This is a genomic window from Citrobacter sp. XT1-2-2, from assembly GCF_023516235.1.
GTDB lineage: Bacteria > Pseudomonadota > Gammaproteobacteria > Enterobacterales > Enterobacteriaceae > Citrobacter > Citrobacter werkmanii.
Window position 1 is genome coordinate 3626825 of the sequence record NZ_CP097324.1, and the last position, 19053, is coordinate 3645877.

Consider the following 19053-nt stretch of genomic DNA (forward strand, 5'->3'; position numbering starts at 1 on the left):
CCCAAAATATGAGCATAAACAATGAACAATATGCTCATATTAAGCAAGAAGGCCAATAGCGTCACGCAAAACAGAGTTCATGTGCCGGGATACGTTCAACATCGCAATTATCGCTACCACCACGATCGACCGTCAGGAAATCGGTCACGGTTTGCCAGGCAAACAGCGGGTGATGCCAGACGTTTCGGTGATAATTCACCCCCTGTTGACCATTGGTGATAAAGGCTTTTAAGGTGGAAAGATCGGGTTTGTCCTCACCAAGCGCGACAATCACCACAAACGCTTCGCCCTTCATGGGCATAAATGCCTGGGTACCCAGCGGGTGGCGCTCCAGTTCATGCACAATAATAGGCATCGCTGCCGGTTGCGCGCGGTTAATGCTGATGAGCGTTCGGTCCTGCTCAAGGATCTCCACATTAGCCAGATCGTGATAACGTTCAACCAACCCATCATTGATATGAAAAAAATCACGTTTATGGGTTTCGATGACATCGCCATAGGCGCTGAATGTGTGCTGATTTAACGGTAATACCTCAAGTTTCATCATCTTTTCCTTGTAACTGAATTCCTCTGAACCGCAGCCAGAACAGTTAGCGGCTTCAATATCATGCAATCTAAAACCTTCGGGATTTAACATCAACACAAAAGTTGGAATATTTTTCCAAAATTCGATTTAGACCACAATTTAAACAAGGCCATTATGTAAAAATACTTATAAATCAGAGAACAAGAAATCAGGCTTGCGGAAGAGCATTCAGGGAGTAGCTGACGATGTTTGATCCAGAAACACTGCGTACTTTTATTGGCGTAGCCGAAACAGGGAGTTTCTCCAGGGCGGCGGCTCGCTTGTGTAAAACCACGGCCACCATCAGCTATCGCATTAAGCTTCTGGAAGAAAATACCGGGGTTGCTCTGTTCTTTCGCACCACCCGCAGCGTTACGTTAACCGCCGCGGGCTCGCATCTTCTTTCTCAGGCAAAGGACTGGCTCGCCTGGCTGGACAGCATGCCCAGCGAATTACAGCAAGTGAACGACGGCGTAGAGCGTCAGGTGAATATCGTGGTCAACAACCTGCTGTATAGCCCGCAAGCCGTCGCTCGCCTGTTATCCTGGCTTAACGCCCGCTATCCCTTTACTCAGTTTCACTTTTCCCGGCAAATCTATATGGGCGTCTGGGATTCACTGCTGTATGAAGGATTCTCTCTGGCTATCGGCGTCACGGGTACTGAACCAATGGCCAACACCTTTACCCTCGATCCTTTGGGGTCTGTTCAGTGGCGGTTTGTTATGTCGGCGAATCATCCATTGGCAGACGTCAGTGGTCCATTAACGGAAGCGCAGTTGCGCCGTTTTCCGGCGATCAACATTGAAGACAGTGCGCGCACCCTGACCAAACGGGTCGCGTGGCGGCTTCCCGGCCAAAAAGAGATTATTGTCCCGGACATGGAAACCAAAATTGCGGCGCATCTTGCCGGGGTGGGTATCGGCTTTGTTCCGCAACCGCTGTGCCAGCCATTGCTTGATAACGGGCAACTGGTCAGTAGCATTATTCCTACCATGCGTCCCCCTTCCCCCTTAAGTCTCGCCTGGCATAAGTTTGGCGCAGGTAAGGCTGTGGAAGATATTGTGACGTTATTTACGCAGCGAAAACCAGAAATCGCCGGATTTTTAGCAATTTTCAACAATGCACGCAATTGAAAATCAAGTCATCCTGCTCTTTGGCGCGTAAAATGATACGCAAGATGATTTGAGGTTTCGTTTTTTACTATGCAAGACACACAAACAGCACAGGACTATCGCGCGATTCTGCTCGCCGGTACGCCTATTATCGATGTACGCGCCCCCGTCGAATTTCAACAAGGCGCGATGCCGGGCGCAGTCAATCTCCCCTTAATGAACGATGACGAACGCGCCGCCGTCGGTACCTGTTATAAACGTCAGGGGCCTGAGGCTGCCCTGGAATTGGGCCATCAACTGGTCTCGGGTGAAACCCGCCAACAGCGCATGTACGCCTGGCAGGATGCCTGTCGTCAACACCCAAAAGGATATTTATGCTGCGCGCGCGGCGGTCAGCGTTCGCATATTGTGCAGCAGTGGCTGCACGAGTCCGGCATTGACTATCCGCTGATACAGGGCGGTTATAAGGCTCTGCGCCAGGCGGTCATACGGATAACGGAAGAATTGGTGCAAAAACCGATCGTCTTAATTGGCGGCTGTACCGGGAACGGTAAAACGCAACTGGTTCAACAGCAGCCGAACGGTGTGGATCTCGAAGGACTGGCGCACCATCGCGGTTCCTCGTTTGGACGTACCGTAGAGCCGCAGCTAAGCCAGGCGAGTTTTGAAAACCTGCTGGCGGTCGAAATGCTCAAAACGGACAGCCGACAGGATTTACGCCAGTGGGTGCTGGAAGATGAAGGCCGCATGATCGGCGCTAACCATCTGCCCGAATGCCTGCGCGAGCGCATGACCGAGGCGTCCATTGCGGTGGTGGACGATCCTTTTGAGCTGCGTCTGGAGCGCCTGCGCGAGGAGTATTTCGTACGCATGCACCACGATTTTACCCACGCTTATGGTGAGAACCGGGGCTGGCAGGAATACAGTGAGTATCTGCACCACGGCCTGTTCGCTATTCGCCGTCGTCTGGGGTTACAGCGTTTTGCCGAGCTGACCGCCCTGCTTGACGTGGCTCTGCGCGAACAGCAGTCGACGGGCAGTACCGACGCCCACATGGGCTGGCTGGTGCCGTTGCTCAACGAGTATTACGACCCGATGTATCGCTATCAACTGGAAAAGAAAGCCGCGAAAATCGTCTTTCGCGGCACATGGCAGGACGTTGCCGGATGGCTTAACGCACAGTAATTAATGCCTGTCGCGCTTATCCGCGCGTTTCGCCAGCCAGTCGCCCAGCACCTGCACGACCTGCACCAGAATAATCAACGCGACAACGGTGACGATCATGACCTGGGTTTCATAGCGGTAATAACCAAAGCGAATCGCCAGGTCACCTACCCCACCGCCGCCGACAATCCCGGCCATCGCGGAGTAACCGATCAGGCTCACCAACGTGATCGTCAGTCCACGCAACAGTCCCGCGCTGGCCTCCGGCAACAACACGGTGCAGATGATGCGCATCGGGGTGGCGCCAAACGCTTCCGCCGCCTCAATAATGCCTTTATCCACTTCACGTAGCGCGCTATCCACCAGCCGGGCATAAAAAGCAATCGCCGCCACGGAAAGCGGCACGGAGGCGGCAATCGGTCCGATGGTATTGCCGAGCAAAAACTGGGTGAGCGGTAGCAGCAGCACCAGCAGGATCACAAACGGTACCGAGCGGATAATATTTACCAGCACGGAGCTGAGCAGATACACAAAACGGTTCTGCCAGAATAAATGCCGATCGGTGACGAAAATTAGAAAACCGAGCGGCAAACCGCCAATAATCGCCAGCATCGTTGAGATGCTCAGCATCTGGAAGGTTTCATTAAACGCCAGCGTCAAATCAGGCAATAAATCATCCACGAATCACCTCCACTTGAGCAGTACGTTGACGAATATGTTCCACGGCGACATCCACCGCAGAAGGGTTGTGCGGCGCGGTGAGTTGTACCACCAGAATCCCCAGCGCGCGTTCGCCGATATATTCAATTTTGCCGTGCAGAATGTTCACCGCCACGCCAAATTTAACCGCAACTTCTGACAGCACAGGCTGTTCCGCCGAATCGCCGATAAAAAGAATTTTCAGCAACTGGCCGGGCAGATGCTGGCGCAGACGCTCAGGTAGCGTCAGATTGAGGGTATGCGACACCAGTTGCTGGGTGAAGGCGTGCTGTGGGTGAGCAAAAACGTCAAACACCTCCCCGGACTCCACCACCTTGCCGCCTGACATCACCGCCACGCGATCGCAAATCGATTTGATCACGTTCATCTCGTGAGTGATCAGCACGATCGTGATCCCCAACTGTTGGTTGATCTGCTTAAGCAGCGCCAGAATCGTGGCCGAGGTTTCGAGATCTAACGCGGAAGTGGGTTCATCACACAGCAACACATCCGGATGATTGGCAATCGCACGGGCAATACCCACGCGCTGCTTCTGACCACCGCTGAGCTGAACCGGAAAACGGTTCGCCTTATCAGACAGTCCGACCAGCGCCAGAATCTCCGTGACGCGTGGAGCAATCTTGCTGCGTTCCCATCCGGCAGCTTTCAGACTAAAGGCGACGTTTTGCGCCACGGTGCGGGTATGCATCAGATTAAAGTGCTGAAAAATCATGCCAATGCGCTGACGCGCTTTACGTAACTGAGTGCCTTCCAGCGCAGAAATTTCTACGCCGTTCACCTTCACACTTCCCTTGCTCGGACGCGTTAAGGCGTTCAAGGTGCGCAGTAGCGTACTTTTCCCCGCACCGCTGGTCCCAACAATACCAAATATCTCGCCCGCGCCAATATGCAAGCTGACGTCATCAACCGCCCGGGTTGAGGGTCCACGGCCTGCGGTAAAATCCACGCAAACCTTTTCTATCTCAATCATATCCACCTCAGAAATGCGAAAAGGGCAGTCGCCGCTGCCCCTGTTAACCCTTGCATGCAGCGATTATTGGGCTGCCGACATCCATTCCGGTTTCTGGAAAGCGCTGTAGATGTTTTGCGGATCGTCGATCACCGCGCGATACGCCGGAGACTTCACCGCTTCAACAATATCTTTCGCGAACGGTTTATCCGCATCTTCACTGCGTACCGCAATGATATTTTTCAGGTTTTCATCCAGATGCTCTTGCTTGATGGCGCTGGAAAGATCCAGTTTTGCCGCCACGGCAAAGTTACCGTTGACCAGCGCGCCGGTCACACCGTCCAAAGTACGCGGCAGTTGCGCCGCTTCCAAGGGTTTAAACACCAGCCCTTTCGGGTTGCTGGCGATATCACGCTCGGAGGCTTTCGTGGGATCGATATTGTCTTTGATGGTGATAAGGCCAATGGATTGCAGGAAACGCAGACCGCGGGCCAGGTTGGTCGGATCGTTGGACAGCGTGATCACATCCCCTTTTTTCAACTCATCCAGGCTTTTGATTTTGTGCGAGTAAAACCCCATCCCGGCCGTTGGGACCACAATCAGCTTGCTCAGCTTCAGCCCTTTATCGGCGGTGAATTTGTCAAAATAGAGCGAGTGCTGAAACAGGTTGGCATCAATGCTACCGTTGGAGAGCGCCATATTCGGTTGCACGTAGTCGCTGAATTCGCGCACCACCACCTTATAGCCTTTCTCTTTCAGAGTAGGGGCAATAGCCTGTTTCACCATATCGCCGTACGGTCCAGGCGCGACGCCAAACACGATGGTATGCGGGTCACTGTTCGCATGAGCAAATTGTAAGCCGCAGGCCAGTAACAGCGCCCCGGTCGCGACGCGTAAACTCTGACGCAATCCCATATTTTCTCCATTTTAACGTTGTGGTGTCATGTCTCACGCCGTTCATGCGGCGTTGTTCTCGTTGGCCTGATAACAGGCAGATTTCTAACATGACACAGATCACAACCCGCTGTCCTTGAAATTATTTCATGATGTTGCGAAGTATGTCGTTGAATGTGCAAGGGAGGTGCTTATGCGTTTTTCGGCAACGGAGAGTAAAAAACCGGATAACGCCCTGGCTACCCGGCTTTGGAAGGAAAATTGACTTAGAAGTCGTAACGCAGACGCACCAGGTTCATATCGCCCAGGTTGTCGGTGCTGGAGGTAAAGACGTGTTCGTAATCCACACGGAAACCGTAATCCAACTGGAAGCTGATACCCACACCGTTGTCGGTACGCAGATAGTTACGACCATTCACATATTCGATACGATCGCCCATAAAGTACGGCTGAACAGATTTCAGCGCATACTGACCAATCGGGAAGGTATAACCCGCGAAGTATTCCAGACCCCAGGCATCACCGGCAAAGTAGTCGTTAACCGAAACTTTTTTGGTGGTCATGAAGTTTTGATACCAGCCGCCGCCCATTGAGAAGGTCCAGTTGTCCGGTTTCCAGCTCAGTGCGGTACCGACGATGTTTTGATCGTAGGTTTTGCTGGTGTCGCCACGCATTTCCGCACGGGTGTAGTTCCACGCCGTACCCCAGGTCAGGTCATCGGTGATGTGGTAATCCACACCCAACGAGCCGCCGCCTTTACGCTTGTAGCGCAGGCCGTTGTTCGGGTTGTAATCATCGCTGAACAGATAAGATGCGTAGAGATCAACATCCCCCACCGTTTTCTTATACTTCAACGATTTACGTGTACGATAGGAACCGTCATAGTCGCCATTGATACCGTTACCTGGCGCCTGACCGATCATATCGTAATCCCAGATATCCGTTTTCGCCCCGACCACATCATAGTAAATACTGTTCTGTTGGCCGAAGGTCAGCGTACCCCAGGTCGCGCTCTTCAGACCGGTGTACAGCATACGACGCGTGGTATCGTTGGCGCCGTCAGCGTAGTGATTATCCCAGTTGAACATGGCCGGGAAGTTAACGCCCAGCTCGTAGTAGCTCACCCAACTGATATCATCAAACAGATAGTAGTCTGCGGCGAAGCGGAAACGCGTCCCGCCGTCGAAGCCATTACGTTTGTAGCCATTCTTACCATCGTCACCGGCCATATTCTGGAACTGCGGACGAATACTCCCGCCGACGGTGAAGTTAAGACGGCTCAGCGGATCGCCCGCCTGCGGATCTTGTTTCAGGACCGTGATTTCCGCCTGGGAAGCGAAAGTCGTTAATGCCACTGCTGCGCCGATCGATACCGCCAGCGCCGTTTTTTTTATAGTCATTATTTGTACCTTGATAGATAGCCTGCCAATTATTAAGCATACAAATATTAACGTTTATTAATACACTCGTGTTGTTGGGTTTTTATTGTTCTGTGCTGTTAAATATCAAGGGGTTATCAATTTGTGCTACATAGATAAAAAAACGCACCGATTTAAAAAACCGGTGCGTAATCATCACTGGCAGGAATTAATTACTGAACTGACGGAACAGCGCTTTACCTTTAAGCAGTCGTGAACCGAGCCATCCGCCGCATAAAGAGAGGAGCAATGCCCCACAAAGCGGCAGCACAACCCACAGCCGCCAGTCTGGCTCCCACGGGAAGTCAAATACGCGGGTTTGCAATACAGCCAGCGCGGTTTCCGCACCGATGGCCGCCACCAGCCCGGCGACCATCCCGAGCATAGCGAACTCGCACCACAGCGTGGTACGCAGCAATTTCTTGCCTGCTCCCAGCGTGCGCCAGACCACCAGTTCCTGATGACGTTGACGCATCCCCACCTGAACCTGCGCCAACAGCAACAACATGCCGCAGGCGGTAACCAGCACCACCATCACTTCCAGCGCTCTACTTACCTGCTCCAGCACCTGGCCCACCTGTTTGAGGATGGCGCCAATATCCAGCAGGCTGATGGTCGGGAATTCGCGGTTAAGCTGCGTCAACATGCCGTTGCCGTTCTCCCAACGAAAGCTGGTTAACCAGCTCTGGGGCTGATCGTCCAGCGCCCCGGAAGGGAAAATAAAGAAGAAGTTAGGCCGCAGGCTTTCCCAGTCCACTTTACGCAGGCTGCTGACCGTGGCGCTGAAATCCTGGGTATCGCCCATAAAGGTCACCCGATCGCCGAGCTTCACGTTTAGCCGCTTCGCCAGCCCTTCTTCCATCGACACTTCCCCCGCTTTTGGCGGCCAGCTTCCGGCAGTTATCGGGTTATGATCCGGGCGGGTATCCTGCCAGGTCAGATTAAGTTCGCGGTTAAGCGCCTCATCCTGATTTCCTTCGGTCGGCTTATCATTAATGGCTGTCAGACGCGCACGTACAATGGGATAGAACGATTCCGGGATCACCTGATGTTCCGACAGGAATGACTTCAGCGGTACAACCTGTTCACTGGCAATGTTGATCAAGAAATAATTTGGACTTTCCGGCGGCATTTGCTGCTGCCAGCGATCGAGCAGATCGCCGCGCAGCACCAGCAGCAGCGCCAGCAGCATAAAGGAAAGTGAAAATGCCGACAGTTGACTGAGCGTTGACCACGGCTGGCGCAACAGTCGACTGACCGCTAAACGCAACGGCAGCGAGGTGAGCGTCAGACCACGCAGCACGTTAAGCAGCATCCAACCGAGCACGCCGCACACCAGCGCCAGTACTACCGCACCGGCCAGCACAGCCCATAACAGCAGGCTTCCCCCCATCAGTCCAGCGAGCAGGACGACCACAACAACCAATACCACCGGCAAATAAAACTTCAGCGGCCAGACGTTTGCCACCACGTCACGGCGTAACACACGTAGCGGCTGCGTCGCCAGCAGTAGCCGATAAGGACGCAACCCTACCAACAGCGAAATTACCGTCATGGTGCCTAAGGCCCACAGCCACGGCCAGGGGCTGGCGGGCGGCAGATCGCCGGGCAGGACCGGCCTGAGTAACACCACCAGCGCGTGCTCAAATAACAGCCCGAAAAGCCCACCGGTCACGCCAGACAACGCCAGCACCATCAGCCATTGACCAACAATCAGCCTACGCAGTTGCGCTCTGCCCGCGCCGAGGGTTTTCAGTATAGCCACCAGATCGTAACGGCTGCGGCAATAATGGCTCATCGCCACAGCAACCGCAGCGACCGCCAGCAGCAGCGTTAACAGCGCCGACAGCAGCAGAAACTGTTGTGAACGTTCAAGTGATTTCCCCAGCGCGCCTTCATCCTGCTCCAGCCCGTACCAGCGCTGTTCAGGCTTTAGCTGCGGCAACAGCCATTTTTCGTACGCGTCCAGTTGCTGCGGCGTTCCGCCAAATTTATAGCGCCATGTCACGCGGCTTCCCGGCTGGACCGCCGCCGTTTTTTCGACATCCGCCATGCTCATCATCAGGCGCGGCGCTATCTGGAACGGATTAAAACCGGAATCTGGCTCCTGCACCACCTCGCCGGCGATGCGCAGCGTGGCGTCTCCGACGTCAATAGAATCACCGATTTTTAGATTGAGCAGCGCCATCAGGCGTGGGGCCAGCAACACCGAGCCTGGCTGCGGTTTCAGACCCGGCGGATTGGTCTGCAACGTGCCGTACATCGGATACACTTCATCCACCGCTTTGACGTTCGCCAGCTGCGGCGTGTCACGGGCAAAAGTCATGGTCGCGAAAGTCAGCTGCTCGCCGACTTTCAACCCCCGCTGCCGCGCCTCGTCAATCCACGCTTTCGGCACGGTACGTGAACTTTGCAGCGCGCGATCTCCCGCCATAAACTCGCGGCTTTGCTGGCTCAGCCCTTTTTCCATACGGTCGCTGATGTTGCCCAGCGCCAGTACGCAGGCTACCGCCAGGCTCAGCGCCAGCCAGACAATCAGTAATGAAGGCGAGCGCCATTCGCGCCAGAACCAACGGGCAATCATGCCTCCTCCTGCAACTGTCCATTCACCAGACGTAAGCGCCTGTCGCAACGCGCCGCCAGCTGCGGGTCATGCGTCACCAGAATCAGGGTGGTGCCGTGTTCCCGGTTCAGAGAAAACAACAGGTCGGCAATTTTGTCTCCGGTCTGGCGATCGAGGTTGCCCGTCGGCTCATCGGCAAACAGCACATCCGGACGCCCGTTAAAGGCCCGTGCCAGCGCCACGCGCTGCTGCTCCCCGCCGGAAAGCTGGGCCGGAAGATGATCCAGACGTTTTCCCAGCCCAAGTTGCTCCAGCAACGTTTTGGCCCCGTCGCGGCTTTTACCACTATTTTCGCCACGCAACAGCGCGGGCAGTTCGACGTTTTCCAGCGCGTTCAGGGTCGGGATTAACATGAATGACTGGAAAACGAATCCCACATGTCTTGCCCGCAGCTGCGCCCGGGCTTCTTCATCCATGGTATGTAGCGCCTGCCCCACCAGGCTGACTTCACCGCTGGTGCCATCGTCCAGCCCGGCGAGGATCGCCAGCAGCGTGGATTTCCCCGATCCCGACTCGCCAATCAGCGCAATGGTCTCGGCGCGTTTGACAACCAGTTCAACTCCGGTAAGGATGGATAGCTCATGATCACCCTGACCGACGGATTTCTTAAGATGATGAACTTCAACAATGTTTTCCGCTGGCATTGGCCTTTCCTGTTCCTGGTCCTGTTAACTTTCCGCGCCGCCGCTGCGGACACGTTATTAATTCTGGGTGACAGCCTGAGCGCCGGATACCGTATGTCCGCCAGCGCCGCATGGCCTGCGCTACTTAATGATAAATGGCAAACCAAAACGCCGGTGGTGAATGCCAGCATTAGCGGCGACACCTCGCAGCAGGGCCTGGCCCGTCTGCCTGCATTACTCAAGCAGCACCAGCCGCGTTGGGTACTGGTCGAACTTGGCGGCAACGATGGCCTGCGCGGCTTTGCGCCTGCGCAAACCGAACAAACCCTGCGCATGATTTTGCAGGACGTGAAAGCGGCAAATGCCGAACCGCTATTAATGCAAATTCGTCTGCCGGCAAACTACGGTCGCCGTTATAATGAAACCTTTAGCGCGATTTATCCAAAGCTCGCCAAAGAGTTTGATATCCCTCTGCTGCCCTTTTTTATGGAAGAGGTTTATCTGAAACCCCAGTGGATGCAGGATGATGGTATTCACCCTAATCGTGACGCCCAGCCGTTTATTGCCGACTGGATGGCGCAACATCTCACTCCTCTAGTTAATCACGACTCGTAATTCAACGGAGATCCTGACAGGTAAAGTTATGCAAAAATCGGTCTTAATAACAGGATGTTCCAGCGGAATCGGCCTGGAAAGCGCACTTGAGCTAAAGCGCCAGGGTTTTCAAATTCTGGCCGGCTGCCGCAAACCTGACGATGTCGCGCGTATGAACAGCATGGGATTCACCGGCGTATTGCTGGATCTGGATTCACCCGAAAGCGTGGATCGCGCCGCCGATGAGGTGATCGCCCTGACCGATAATCGTTTATATGGGATCTTTAACAACGCCGGATACGGCGTCTACGGCCCACTGCCCACGATTAGCCGCGAGCAGATGGAGCAGCAGTTTTCCGCCAACTTCTTTGGCGCACATCAGCTTACCATGCGCCTGTTGCCCGCCATGCTACCTCACGGCGAAGGACGCATCGTGATGACCTCCTCGGTAATGGGATTGATCTCCACACCGGGACGTGGCGCCTATGCCGCCAGTAAATATGCGCTGGAAGCCTGGTCCGACGCGCTGCGTATGGAGCTGCGTCACAGTGGGATTAAGGTCAGCCTGATTGAACCGGGCCCCATCCGCACCCGCTTTACCGAAAACGTCAACCAGACGCAAAGCGATGCCCCCGTGGAAAATCCCGGCATTGCCGCGCGGTTTACGCTGGGACCACAAGCGGTTGTCGCCAAAGTGCGTCACGCGTTCGAAAGCGACAAACCGAAGCTACGTTACCCGGTTACGCTGGTGACCTGGGCCGTTATGCTGCTTAAACGCCTGCTGCCAGGCCGCATAATGGACAAAATTTTACAGGGTTGAGTTGAAGCTCGCGCGTCAGCCCCCATGTAACAAGAAATCGACAAAAGAGAGTAACTCCATGTCCACACAGAATATTGTTAATATTAATGAATCTAACCTGCAGCAGACCCTTGAACAGTCGATGACCACACCGGTCCTGTTCTATTTTTGGTCTGAGCGCAGCCAGCATTGTCTGCAATTAACGCCGGTGCTGGAGAGCCTTGCCGCCCAGTATAATGGTCAGTTTATTCTCGCTAAGCTCGACTGCGACGCGGAACAGATGATCGCCTCCCAGTTTGGACTGCGCGCGATCCCAACGGTTTATCTGTTCCAGAACGGTCAGCCGGTAGATGGCTTCCAGGGTCCGCAGCCAGAAGAGGTTATTCGCGCGCTGCTGGAGAAAGTGCTGCCGAGCGAAGAAGAGCTGAAAGCACGCCAGGCTATCGAGTTTATCGAAGCCGGTAATCACGCGGATGCGCTGCCGCTGCTGAAAGAAGCCTGGCAAATCTCCAACCAGAGCAGCGAAATCGGCCTGCTGCTGGCGGAAACGCAAATCGCCCTCAATCGTTCTGACGATGCCGAAGCGGTGCTGAAAACGATTCCGTTACAAGATCAGGATACCCGTTATCAGGGACTGATGGCACAGATTGAACTGCTGAAGCAGGCGGCGGATACGCCGGAAATCCAACAGTTGCAGCTACAAGTTGCCAGCAACCCGCAGGATGCCGCGCTGGCCACGCAATTAGCCATTCAACTGCATCAGGTCGGACGTAACGAAGAATCGCTGGAATTGCTGTTCAGCCACCTGAAGAAAGATCTTACCGCTGCCGACGGTCAGGCGCGTAAGACCTTCCAGGAGATCCTTGCCGCGCTGGGAACCGGCGATGCGCTGGCTTCGAAATACCGCCGCCAGCTGTACGCGCTGCTGTACTAATCCGTTTGATTTTGCCCGATGGCGCTTGCGCTTATCGGGCCTGGAAATTCGACAAATACCGCTCCCTCCGGCATCACATCACGTCTTTTTCAAATGCGTTACGACTAATTGGTGGCGTGAATTATAGAACTTCCGATAGGTCAGGTAGCAGGCAATAATGGTTGACAGGCTGGCGGTCGAAAGCAGCATAAACGTCACCATAATCTGATACTTAATCGCTTTTACCGGATCAATACCGGCAAAAATCAACCCAGACATCATCCCCGGTAAACTCACCAACCCCACGGTTTTGGCGGAATCGATCGTCGGGATCAGCGAGGCGCGAATGCTGTCGCGAATCAGCGGCGCGGAAGCAACCTTCGGCGTCGCGCCGAGGCTGAGCTTTTCCTGGATTTGCTGCTGTTCACTGTTAAACCGCTGCCCCAGATTGTTGTAACACAGCCCCACCGCCACCATCGCATTGCCTGCAATCATCCCGGAAATTGGGATCACCTGCATCGGCGTGAACTCGATAGAGCCGGACAACACCAGTACCGACAGCGTCAACCCCGCCCCAACCGTAATGGCAATAAACGACGAGAGAAAAGCGTTATCAATATATTTACTGCGTTTTTGCGCGTTATAGGCGGCGTTAAAACAGATAAACAGCACCATTAATAAGGTCAGAATGCTGTGATTGACGCCGAAAATATATTTCAGCACATAGCCGACGATAATAAGCTGAACCACCGCCCGGCAAACGCTCCAGAGAATATCTTTTTCCAGCGCCAGCTTTTCTTTGTTACTGATCAGTATGGCGACCACCACCAGCATCATCGCTAACGCCAGTGATTCATTGGTAATATTATGCTCGTTCATTGCTGACTTCCTGCATTTCTCCGGCGTGCGGTTGAAGAGTTATGACATTATCCGCGTGATTAATCTCATCTTTATCGTGCGTCACCCACAGCACGGCAATTTTCTTGTCGCGAACATAGTGGTGAATTAATTCATTCACGTTACGTTTGTTGGACTCATCCAGCGCGCTGGTGATTTCATCAAGCAGCAGGATTTTAGGCAGAAACTGCAAATTACGAATTAACGAGACGCGCTGTTTTTCCCCGCCGGACAGTTCATTGATCCCTTTTTTGAGGATACTCTCGGGCAACTCAAAACGGGCCAGGTCTTCCAGAAATACATCCGGTTCCGGGCGTTTATCGCGAATTTGCCAGGGAAAAATGAGGTTGTCGTAGACGGTGTCACCAAACAAAGCGGGCGTTTGCGCGCAATAAGAGACCTGCTGGCGATAAGCTTCAGGCTTTAGCGTTGATATCTCCTTGCCCTCAAAAAGGATTTCACCGGAACTCGGGCTAATTAACGACGCCACTATCTTCAGTAACGTACTTTTACCGCAGCCGGACTGGCCGGTAATCAGCTTAAACTCTCCGGCATCGAGATTAAAACAGATGTTATTGAGAACCTGCGTCGCCCCTGCCTGCCATGCGACATTTTTCAACTGAAGCAAAATGCTGCTTTCTTCCATTATCGATCCTTTTTTCCTCTTTCGTGCAGACAGTCTATACCCAAAATAATTCGAGTTGCATGAAGGCGGCAAGTGAGTGACAAATTCGTCAGGAACGAATTTGAACAGCCAAAGGCTGGCCTTCGGTGAGGGACATGGATGTCCCTCATTAATCTCCAGGAGCATAGCTAACTATGTGACTGGAGTGAACGACAAATCTGCCGGGAGCAGATTTGAACGCTGCTTACAGCGGCCCCGCAGGGGCGAGGCCCAAGGATGGGCCGAATAACGTAGCTAACGCACATGCAGCTTGAAGTATGAAGGGTATATTCCTGTAATTTATTATAGGGGAGCCACCTTGATTAATCGGGTATAATTTGACTAATGAAGCAGTAAAGGACAGCACAACAGGAGGTTTCATCAATGCTCATTTTTATTCCTATTCTTATTTTTGTCGCGCTGGTCATCGTCGGCGCAGGCGTCAAAATCGTCCCACAGGGATACCAGTGGACGGTGGAGCGTTTCGGACGTTACACCAAAACTCTGCAACCTGGGTTAAGCCTTGTTGTGCCGTTCATGGATCGTATTGGTCGTAAGATCAACATGATGGAGCAGGTGCTTGATATCCCCTCTCAGGAAGTCATCTCCAAAGATAACGCCAACGTCTCGATTGATGCTGTGTGCTTTATTCAGGTGATCGACGCGCCGAAAGCGGCATATGAAGTCAGTAACCTCGAACTGGCAATCATCAACCTGACCATGACCAACATTCGTACCGTTCTCGGCTCGATGGAGCTTGATGAAATGCTCTCCCAGCGTGACAACATCAACACGCGCCTGCTGCATATTGTTGATGAGGCCACCAATCCCTGGGGCATCAAAATCACCCGTATTGAGATTCGTGACGTGCGTCCACCGGCGGAACTGATTGACGCCATGAACGCGCAGATGAAAGCCGAACGTACCAAGCGCGCCTACATTCTGGAAGCCGAAGGTATCCGCCAAGCGGAAATCGTCAAGGCGGAGGGTGAGAAGCAGTCAAAAATCCTGATAGCGGAAGGTGAACGTCAGTCCGCGTTTTTACAGGCTGAAGCGCGTGAACGTTCCGCGGAAGCAGAAGCCCGCGCAACGCAGATGGTTTCTGAAGCCATTGCCGCCGGGGATATCCAGGCCGTGAACTACTTCGTGGCGCAGAAATACACCGAAGCGTTGCAGCATATCGGTTCGTCGAATAACAGCAAAGTGGTGATGATGCCGCTGGATGCCAGCAGCCTGATGGGCTCCATTGCCGGGATCGCGGAACTGGTTAAGGACAGCGCCAGCGAGCGGAAAAAATCATGATAGCGATGATTCTGGTACATCCGCACATCTTCTGGCTCAGCCTCGGCGGTCTGTTGCTCGCCGCCGAGATGCTGGGCGGCAACGGTTATTTGCTATGGAGCGGCGTGGCAGCGGTGCTAACCGGACTGGTAGTTTGGCTCGTCCCGCTCGACTGGGCGTGGCAGGGAGCGATGTTTGCTGTACTCACGCTGCTGGCGGCCTGGCTGTGGTGGAAGTGGCTGGCAAAACGCGTGAAAGAGCAGAAACCAGCCGACAGCCATCTTAACCAGCGCGGTCAGCAGTTGGTTGGCCGTCGATTTATTCTGGAAAGCGCCCTGGTCAATGGTCGCGGACATATGCGCGTCGGCGACAGTTCGTGGCCCGTCAGCGCCCGCGACGATTTGAGCGCGGGAACGCAGGTTGAAGTCATTGCCGTTGAGGGAATTACCCTGATTATCAAAGCGGTACCACACTAAAATAGACAGGAATTCAGACTATGATCAGGAAGACGTCTCTCGCCGTTGCCCTTTGTTCTTTGCTGGCTGGCACGCCTCAGGCATTCGCCTCCTTCGATATGGAAGACTGCAAATGGAGCGACGACAGCTGCCTGCTGAAAGGAACGCCGACCTTTAACCCGGAAAACGACAGCCGCGACAACCTGCTGCGGCTGCTGAGCCAGGAAAAAGCTTTTGATCTGCCCGTGCAGTCGATGCCTGAAGATATCACCCGCTCCCGCGATTTCTATTTTGCGTATCATCCGCAATGGGATGAAACAGCCCCACAACCAGCCTCTGCCCCGGTATCCGCTGAAGATAGCCCCCTCTCCCGACAGATGGCCGAGCTGAACATTAATGCGGATGAAGCCAATCTCAACGACGCTGAGCATGAGAACCGTCATGTTTCGAATAATACCGAGAGCGTCAGCCAGTATTTTGCCGCACTGCTGGCCGATGCCGCGTTAACAGCAGAGCAACGCCAGGCCTTAGCGCAAGCGCGTATGGGGCTGTACTCTGACGCGACCCGTGAACAGATTGAGTCATCTCTCGCCACTCTCCCGGCGGATTCGCCAGCTCAACACTACAAAAGTTATCTCGTGGCAGCCGCCAGCTTCTATGCGGGTGATTATGCCAGTGCCGAACGGGATTTCGCTCAGCTCGCTAAGAGCGATCGCCCGTGGCTGGCGGAGACCGCGCAATACATGCTGATGCGTACGGCGCTGAACAAGAGCAGTCAGAACAGCGTGGGCGAATATGGCGATTTTGACATCGCTAAAATTAACCGCGAGGACGCCTCTCAGGCTCAGATTCTGGCGCAAGCCTATTTGCAACGCTTTCCGCAGGGGCAATACGCCGACTCCACCCGCGGTATGTTGCGTCGTATTAACTGGTATTTACAGGCGTGGCCGCAACTGGCCGGGTTGTATGAGCAGACGATCCAGCAAGCGGCTGACGCGCAGCAGCTGCGTAAAATTGTCATCGAATACGATAATGTCTACGGCATGGCGTTCTACGAGCAATCCGTGCTGGAAGCCTTCCCCGATGCGCCGCGAGTCAGCTACATCGAACTGTTACGCGCGCTGCGTCTGAATAGCGATAACAAACCCACGCTGACCCAGGCGCAACTCGACGCCAGCAAGCCGGTGTTTGAGCAGAGCCAAAAACTGCCGCTGTGGCGCGATCTGCAACTGAATCTGTGGCTGGCGACGGGCAACTATGCGGCGATTATCCAGGCGGTCGCGCCAGCGCAAAAACTGGCACCGCGCGATACGCTGGCCTTCAGCGAGCAGGTGCTGTACGGCGAAGCGCTGATGGGCCAGAAGAATTGGGCTGCGGCGCGTGATTTCTGGCAGCAGTTGCTGAAAGTCAGCCAGGACAACGAACAGCGGCAGTATGTACAGGCTAAGCTCGCCGCCACGCTGGTTTATAGCGGTGACGTAGCGGCAATCTTCGCCCCGGAAAGCGCCGTGACCAACCTGCGCTTTCGCTCGCAGGTGCTGAAAACACAGGCCACACTGGAACAACTGCGCCAGCAGGCCGTCCATGGGCCCAATAACGAAGAGCGTACCATCGCCCTGCATACGCTGCTGGTACGGGATCTTACCGAGAATCGTTTTGGCGACTGGTTAAACGATAAAAAGCTTGTCAGCGACATCACGCCGCCGGTCATTGACGAGGCGTTTAACGACGTCAACCTGAGCACTTTTGACTGGAACGGCGATGCGGCTCAGGCCGGTTACACCTGTCGCAGCCTCAATGAAACGGTAACGGTCCTGAGCAAAAAAGCGGATGATGCCCACGCACTGAACTGTTTAGGTGAATTTTTCCGTACCACGCAAACGCATGTCGACCTCTGGAAAAACAGCACCGGCAACGATGTGCTTGAAGCCGCAATTTCTCGTAAGCAACCGTTCGGCCAGTTCGACAGGCAAAGCTACTATCAGCAGATAATCACCTCACCCACCGCGGAAGTCGAAGATAAGAGCTTCGCACTGTATCGCGCCATCATGTGCTATGCGCCATCTGGCTCTAACGAATGTGGCGGTGAAGACGTGGATAAACAGCAGCGTAAGGGCTGGTTCACCCAACTGAAAACGCAGTATCCGGGAAGCCCGTGGGCGCAAAAACTCAAATATTACTGGTAACCGCGCTACTGGTGGGCCAGGCACAGGCGGCGGATATCGTCGCCGCGCGTGACCATCCGGCCTTCTGGCTGTGGTCCGGAGTGAAAGCCAGTGACGAGCTGAAAAACGCGCAAACGGTCTATCTGCATCAGGGCGAGGTGCTGGTTCGGTCGGGTAACGTGGTTTTCCAGCGCCTGGGACTGCCGGTCAGTCGACTGACTTTTCCCTCAATCTGGCTGACGGTCCGCTTTACCACGCTCGACGTGCCGGAGGTGATTCCTGCCCGTATCATACGGCTGATGCAACGCTGGCAGAACGCTGGCAACCACGTCATCGGCCTGCAGGTTGATTTTGACGCGGCGACCCACCAGCTAACCGATTACGCCCGTTTTCTACAGCAGCTACGCCAACAGCTACCGGCCGAGTTTGCGCTTGGCGTGACCGGACTACTGGATTGGGCCAAAACGGGCGACGTCGCCACATTAAACGCGCTGGCGGTTGATGAACTGGTAGTGCAGAGCTATCAGGGACGGCGCACGGTGCCGAATTACCAGGCGTATCTGCCTGCGCTCAGCCGCCTGCGCATTCCATTTAAGCTGGGACTGGTGCAAAACGGTAGCCGGGATCTGCAGGCTGAAGCGCAGCTGGAGAAATCCCCGTGGTACCGCGGCACGGTGGTGTTTATGCTTAATCCCCCTCGCCGTTAAACCTTCGCTTTGTGATGACAGCAGCCAGAAAGATTATCCATGATCGGGCATTCGGCGCTGTCATCGCCAGGGCAACTCTCCGCCAGCGCCAGTAAATGCAGGCGCATGGCCTGTAGCTCGCTGATATGCCGCTCGATGTCCGCGACTTTTTCTAATGTGCGTTTTTTTACGTCCGCGCTGTGACGCGCCGGATCGTTAAACAGGTTTACCAGCTCACCGCACTCTTCCAGGTTAAAACCAACCTGCCGCGCCTGACGCAGCAGCGTCAGTTCATTCAGATGCTGTTGGTTGTATGTACGATAGCCATTTTCGCTACGCAGCGGCGGCGTCACTAACCCTTTTTCTTCATAAAAGCGTATCGCTTTGCTGGTTAAACCGGTTTTTTTAGCAACATCGGATATATTCATCTCTTCTCCCTTGACCTTCCCCTTGATGGAAGGTTTAACCTTTATAACAGTTAGTCAAAACGATTGCCAAGGTCAATAAGTAACCGACCATTCATAGAGGAAA

General features: G+C 54.2%; 19 protein-coding genes. 9 read left to right on the forward strand and 10 right to left on the reverse strand.

Annotated features, from left to right (window positions below; all coding sequences use genetic code 11):
- Window positions 1-61: 61 nt before the first annotated feature.
- A complete protein-coding gene (gene allA, locus M4I31_RS17370) occupies window positions 62-544 on the reverse strand; it encodes an ureidoglycolate lyase (RefSeq protein WP_038638430.1) in 483 nt (160 codons plus the stop codon).
- A gap of 227 nt (window positions 545-771) precedes the next feature.
- On the opposite strand from allA, the gene allS reads away from it, so the two are divergent.
- A complete protein-coding gene (gene allS / locus M4I31_RS17375; protein ID WP_085047607.1) occupies window positions 772-1698 on the forward strand; it encodes an HTH-type transcriptional activator AllS in 927 nt (308 codons plus the stop codon).
- Between the two features lie 69 nt (window positions 1699-1767).
- Window positions 1768-2862: a tRNA 2-selenouridine(34) synthase MnmH gene (gene mnmH, locus M4I31_RS17380; RefSeq protein ID WP_085047608.1), complete on the forward strand. Its 1095-nt coding sequence runs from the start codon at window positions 1768-1770 to the stop codon at window positions 2860-2862.
- On the opposite strand, the gene M4I31_RS17385 is transcribed toward mnmH, so the two are convergent.
- The 6 genes from M4I31_RS17385 to ybbA all read right to left on the reverse strand — a co-directional run bounded on the left by M4I31_RS17385 (window position 2863) and on the right by ybbA (window position 10089).
- The gene (locus M4I31_RS17385) at window positions 2863-3522 is read right to left on the reverse strand and encodes a methionine ABC transporter permease (protein WP_085047609.1); all 660 of its coding nucleotides are present in this window, start codon (window positions 3520-3522) and stop codon (window positions 2863-2865) included.
- Window positions 3515-4531, reverse strand: a complete 1017-nt coding sequence (gene sfbB, locus M4I31_RS17390) for a virulence-associated ABC transporter ATP-binding protein SfbB (RefSeq protein WP_085047610.1) — start codon at window positions 4529-4531, stop codon at window positions 3515-3517. The genes M4I31_RS17385 and sfbB overlap by 8 nt, the downstream gene beginning before the upstream one ends.
- A gap of 63 nt (window positions 4532-4594) precedes the next feature.
- Window positions 4595-5425: a MetQ/NlpA family ABC transporter substrate-binding protein gene (locus M4I31_RS17395; protein ID WP_038638419.1), complete on the reverse strand. Its 831-nt coding sequence runs from the start codon at window positions 5423-5425 to the stop codon at window positions 4595-4597.
- A 245-nt stretch (window positions 5426-5670) separates the two neighbouring features.
- The gene (locus tag M4I31_RS17400) at window positions 5671-6804 is read right to left on the reverse strand and encodes a porin (protein ID WP_085047611.1); all 1134 of its coding nucleotides are present in this window, start codon (window positions 6802-6804) and stop codon (window positions 5671-5673) included.
- A gap of 187 nt (window positions 6805-6991) precedes the next feature.
- Window positions 6992-9406 carry a putative ABC transporter permease subunit YbbP gene (gene ybbP / locus M4I31_RS17405; protein WP_085047612.1) on the reverse strand — a complete coding sequence of 805 codons (2415 nt, stop codon included), beginning with the start codon at window positions 9404-9406 and terminating at the stop codon, window positions 6992-6994.
- Window positions 9403-10089 carry a putative ABC transporter ATP-binding protein YbbA gene (gene ybbA / locus M4I31_RS17410; protein ID WP_008783992.1) on the reverse strand — a complete coding sequence of 229 codons (687 nt, stop codon included), beginning with the start codon at window positions 10087-10089 and terminating at the stop codon, window positions 9403-9405. The genes ybbP and ybbA overlap by 4 nt, the downstream gene beginning before the upstream one ends.
- On the opposite strand from ybbA, the gene tesA reads away from it, so the two are divergent.
- The 3 genes from tesA to M4I31_RS17425 are packed head-to-tail and all read left to right on the forward strand — an operon-like array spanning window position 10057 to window position 12395.
- Window positions 10057-10683 (forward strand): multifunctional acyl-CoA thioesterase I/protease I/lysophospholipase L1, encoded by a 627-nt coding sequence (gene tesA, locus M4I31_RS17415; RefSeq protein WP_121529995.1) that lies wholly within the window; start codon window positions 10057-10059, stop codon window positions 10681-10683. The genes ybbA and tesA overlap by 33 nt on opposite strands.
- 28 nt (window positions 10684-10711) lie before the next feature.
- Window positions 10712-11482, forward strand: a complete 771-nt coding sequence (locus M4I31_RS17420) for an SDR family oxidoreductase (RefSeq protein WP_069323983.1) — start codon at window positions 10712-10714, stop codon at window positions 11480-11482.
- A 58-nt stretch (window positions 11483-11540) separates the two neighbouring features.
- Window positions 11541-12395 carry a co-chaperone YbbN gene (locus M4I31_RS17425; RefSeq protein WP_085047613.1) on the forward strand — a complete coding sequence of 285 codons (855 nt, stop codon included), beginning with the start codon at window positions 11541-11543 and terminating at the stop codon, window positions 12393-12395.
- A 78-nt stretch (window positions 12396-12473) separates the two neighbouring features.
- Here the strand turns inward: M4I31_RS17425 and fetB are convergent, their stop codons facing one another.
- Both fetB and fetA read right to left on the reverse strand, forming a co-directional pair.
- Window positions 12474-13253, reverse strand: coding sequence for an iron export ABC transporter permease subunit FetB (fetB, locus tag M4I31_RS17430; RefSeq protein ID WP_038638405.1), 780 nt, complete (start codon window positions 13251-13253; stop codon window positions 12474-12476).
- On the reverse strand, window positions 13240-13917 hold the full coding sequence (gene fetA / locus M4I31_RS17435; RefSeq protein ID WP_085047614.1) for an iron ABC transporter ATP-binding protein FetA: 678 nt from the start codon (window positions 13915-13917) through the stop codon (window positions 13240-13242). Before fetA ends, fetB begins: the two co-directional genes overlap by 14 nt.
- A 402-nt stretch (window positions 13918-14319) precedes the next feature.
- Here fetA and M4I31_RS17440 point away from each other — a divergent pair, with 402 nt between their 5' ends.
- Genes M4I31_RS17440 through M4I31_RS17455 form a run of 4 tightly spaced genes read left to right on the forward strand, consistent with a single transcriptional unit; the run spans window position 14320 to window position 18543 of the window.
- Window positions 14320-15237 (forward strand): SPFH domain-containing protein, encoded by a 918-nt coding sequence (locus tag M4I31_RS17440; protein ID WP_003831073.1) that lies wholly within the window; start codon window positions 14320-14322, stop codon window positions 15235-15237.
- Window positions 15234-15692, forward strand: coding sequence for an NfeD family protein (locus tag M4I31_RS17445; protein WP_085047615.1), 459 nt, complete (start codon window positions 15234-15236; stop codon window positions 15690-15692). The genes M4I31_RS17440 and M4I31_RS17445 overlap by 4 nt, the downstream gene beginning before the upstream one ends.
- 20 nt (window positions 15693-15712) lie before the next feature.
- Window positions 15713-17857, forward strand: a complete 2145-nt coding sequence (locus M4I31_RS17450) for a hypothetical protein (RefSeq protein WP_085047616.1) — start codon at window positions 15713-15715, stop codon at window positions 17855-17857.
- Window positions 17827-18543, forward strand: coding sequence for a DUF3142 domain-containing protein (locus tag M4I31_RS17455; RefSeq protein WP_069323979.1), 717 nt, complete (start codon window positions 17827-17829; stop codon window positions 18541-18543). Before M4I31_RS17450 ends, M4I31_RS17455 begins: the two co-directional genes overlap by 31 nt.
- On the opposite strand, the gene cueR is transcribed toward M4I31_RS17455, so the two are convergent.
- Window positions 18540-18950, reverse strand: coding sequence for a Cu(I)-responsive transcriptional regulator (gene cueR, locus M4I31_RS17460; RefSeq protein ID WP_069323978.1), 411 nt, complete (start codon window positions 18948-18950; stop codon window positions 18540-18542). The two genes, M4I31_RS17455 and cueR, sit on opposite strands and share 4 nt — an antisense overlap.
- Window positions 18951-19053: the final 103 nt, after the last annotated feature.

What these genes read in the sequence shown, in the direction of transcription:
- M4I31_RS17395 (WP_038638419.1), bottom strand. Translation starts at nt 5,425, where the DNA reads ATGGGATTGCGTCAGAGTTTACGCGTCGCGACCGGGGCGCTGTTACTG.
- mnmH (WP_085047608.1), top strand. Translation starts at nt 1,768, where the DNA reads ATGCAAGACACACAAACAGCACAGGACTATCGCGCGATTCTGCTCGCC.
- cueR (WP_069323978.1), bottom strand. Translation starts at nt 18,950, where the DNA reads ATGAATATATCCGATGTTGCTAAAAAAACCGGTTTAACCAGCAAAGCG.
- M4I31_RS17450 (WP_085047616.1), top strand. Translation starts at nt 15,713, where the DNA reads ATGATCAGGAAGACGTCTCTCGCCGTTGCCCTTTGTTCTTTGCTGGCT.
- ybbA (WP_008783992.1), bottom strand. Translation starts at nt 10,089, where the DNA reads ATGCCAGCGGAAAACATTGTTGAAGTTCATCATCTTAAGAAATCCGTC.
- M4I31_RS17420 (WP_069323983.1), top strand. Translation starts at nt 10,712, where the DNA reads ATGCAAAAATCGGTCTTAATAACAGGATGTTCCAGCGGAATCGGCCTG.
- ybbP (WP_085047612.1), bottom strand. Translation starts at nt 9,406, where the DNA reads ATGATTGCCCGTTGGTTCTGGCGCGAATGGCGCTCGCCTTCATTACTG.
- M4I31_RS17440 (WP_003831073.1), top strand. Translation starts at nt 14,320, where the DNA reads ATGCTCATTTTTATTCCTATTCTTATTTTTGTCGCGCTGGTCATCGTC.
- allS (WP_085047607.1), top strand. Translation starts at nt 772, where the DNA reads ATGTTTGATCCAGAAACACTGCGTACTTTTATTGGCGTAGCCGAAACA.
- M4I31_RS17400 (WP_085047611.1), bottom strand. Translation starts at nt 6,804, where the DNA reads ATGACTATAAAAAAAACGGCGCTGGCGGTATCGATCGGCGCAGCAGTG.
- M4I31_RS17445 (WP_085047615.1), top strand. Translation starts at nt 15,234, where the DNA reads ATGATAGCGATGATTCTGGTACATCCGCACATCTTCTGGCTCAGCCTC.
- fetA (WP_085047614.1), bottom strand. Translation starts at nt 13,917, where the DNA reads ATGGAAGAAAGCAGCATTTTGCTTCAGTTGAAAAATGTCGCATGGCAG.
- allA (WP_038638430.1), bottom strand. Translation starts at nt 544, where the DNA reads ATGAAACTTGAGGTATTACCGTTAAATCAGCACACATTCAGCGCCTAT.
- fetB (WP_038638405.1), bottom strand. Translation starts at nt 13,253, where the DNA reads ATGAACGAGCATAATATTACCAATGAATCACTGGCGTTAGCGATGATG.
- M4I31_RS17425 (WP_085047613.1), top strand. Translation starts at nt 11,541, where the DNA reads ATGTCCACACAGAATATTGTTAATATTAATGAATCTAACCTGCAGCAG.
- sfbB (WP_085047610.1), bottom strand. Translation starts at nt 4,531, where the DNA reads ATGATTGAGATAGAAAAGGTTTGCGTGGATTTTACCGCAGGCCGTGGA.
- tesA (WP_121529995.1), top strand. Translation starts at nt 10,057, where the DNA reads ATGATGAACTTCAACAATGTTTTCCGCTGGCATTGGCCTTTCCTGTTC.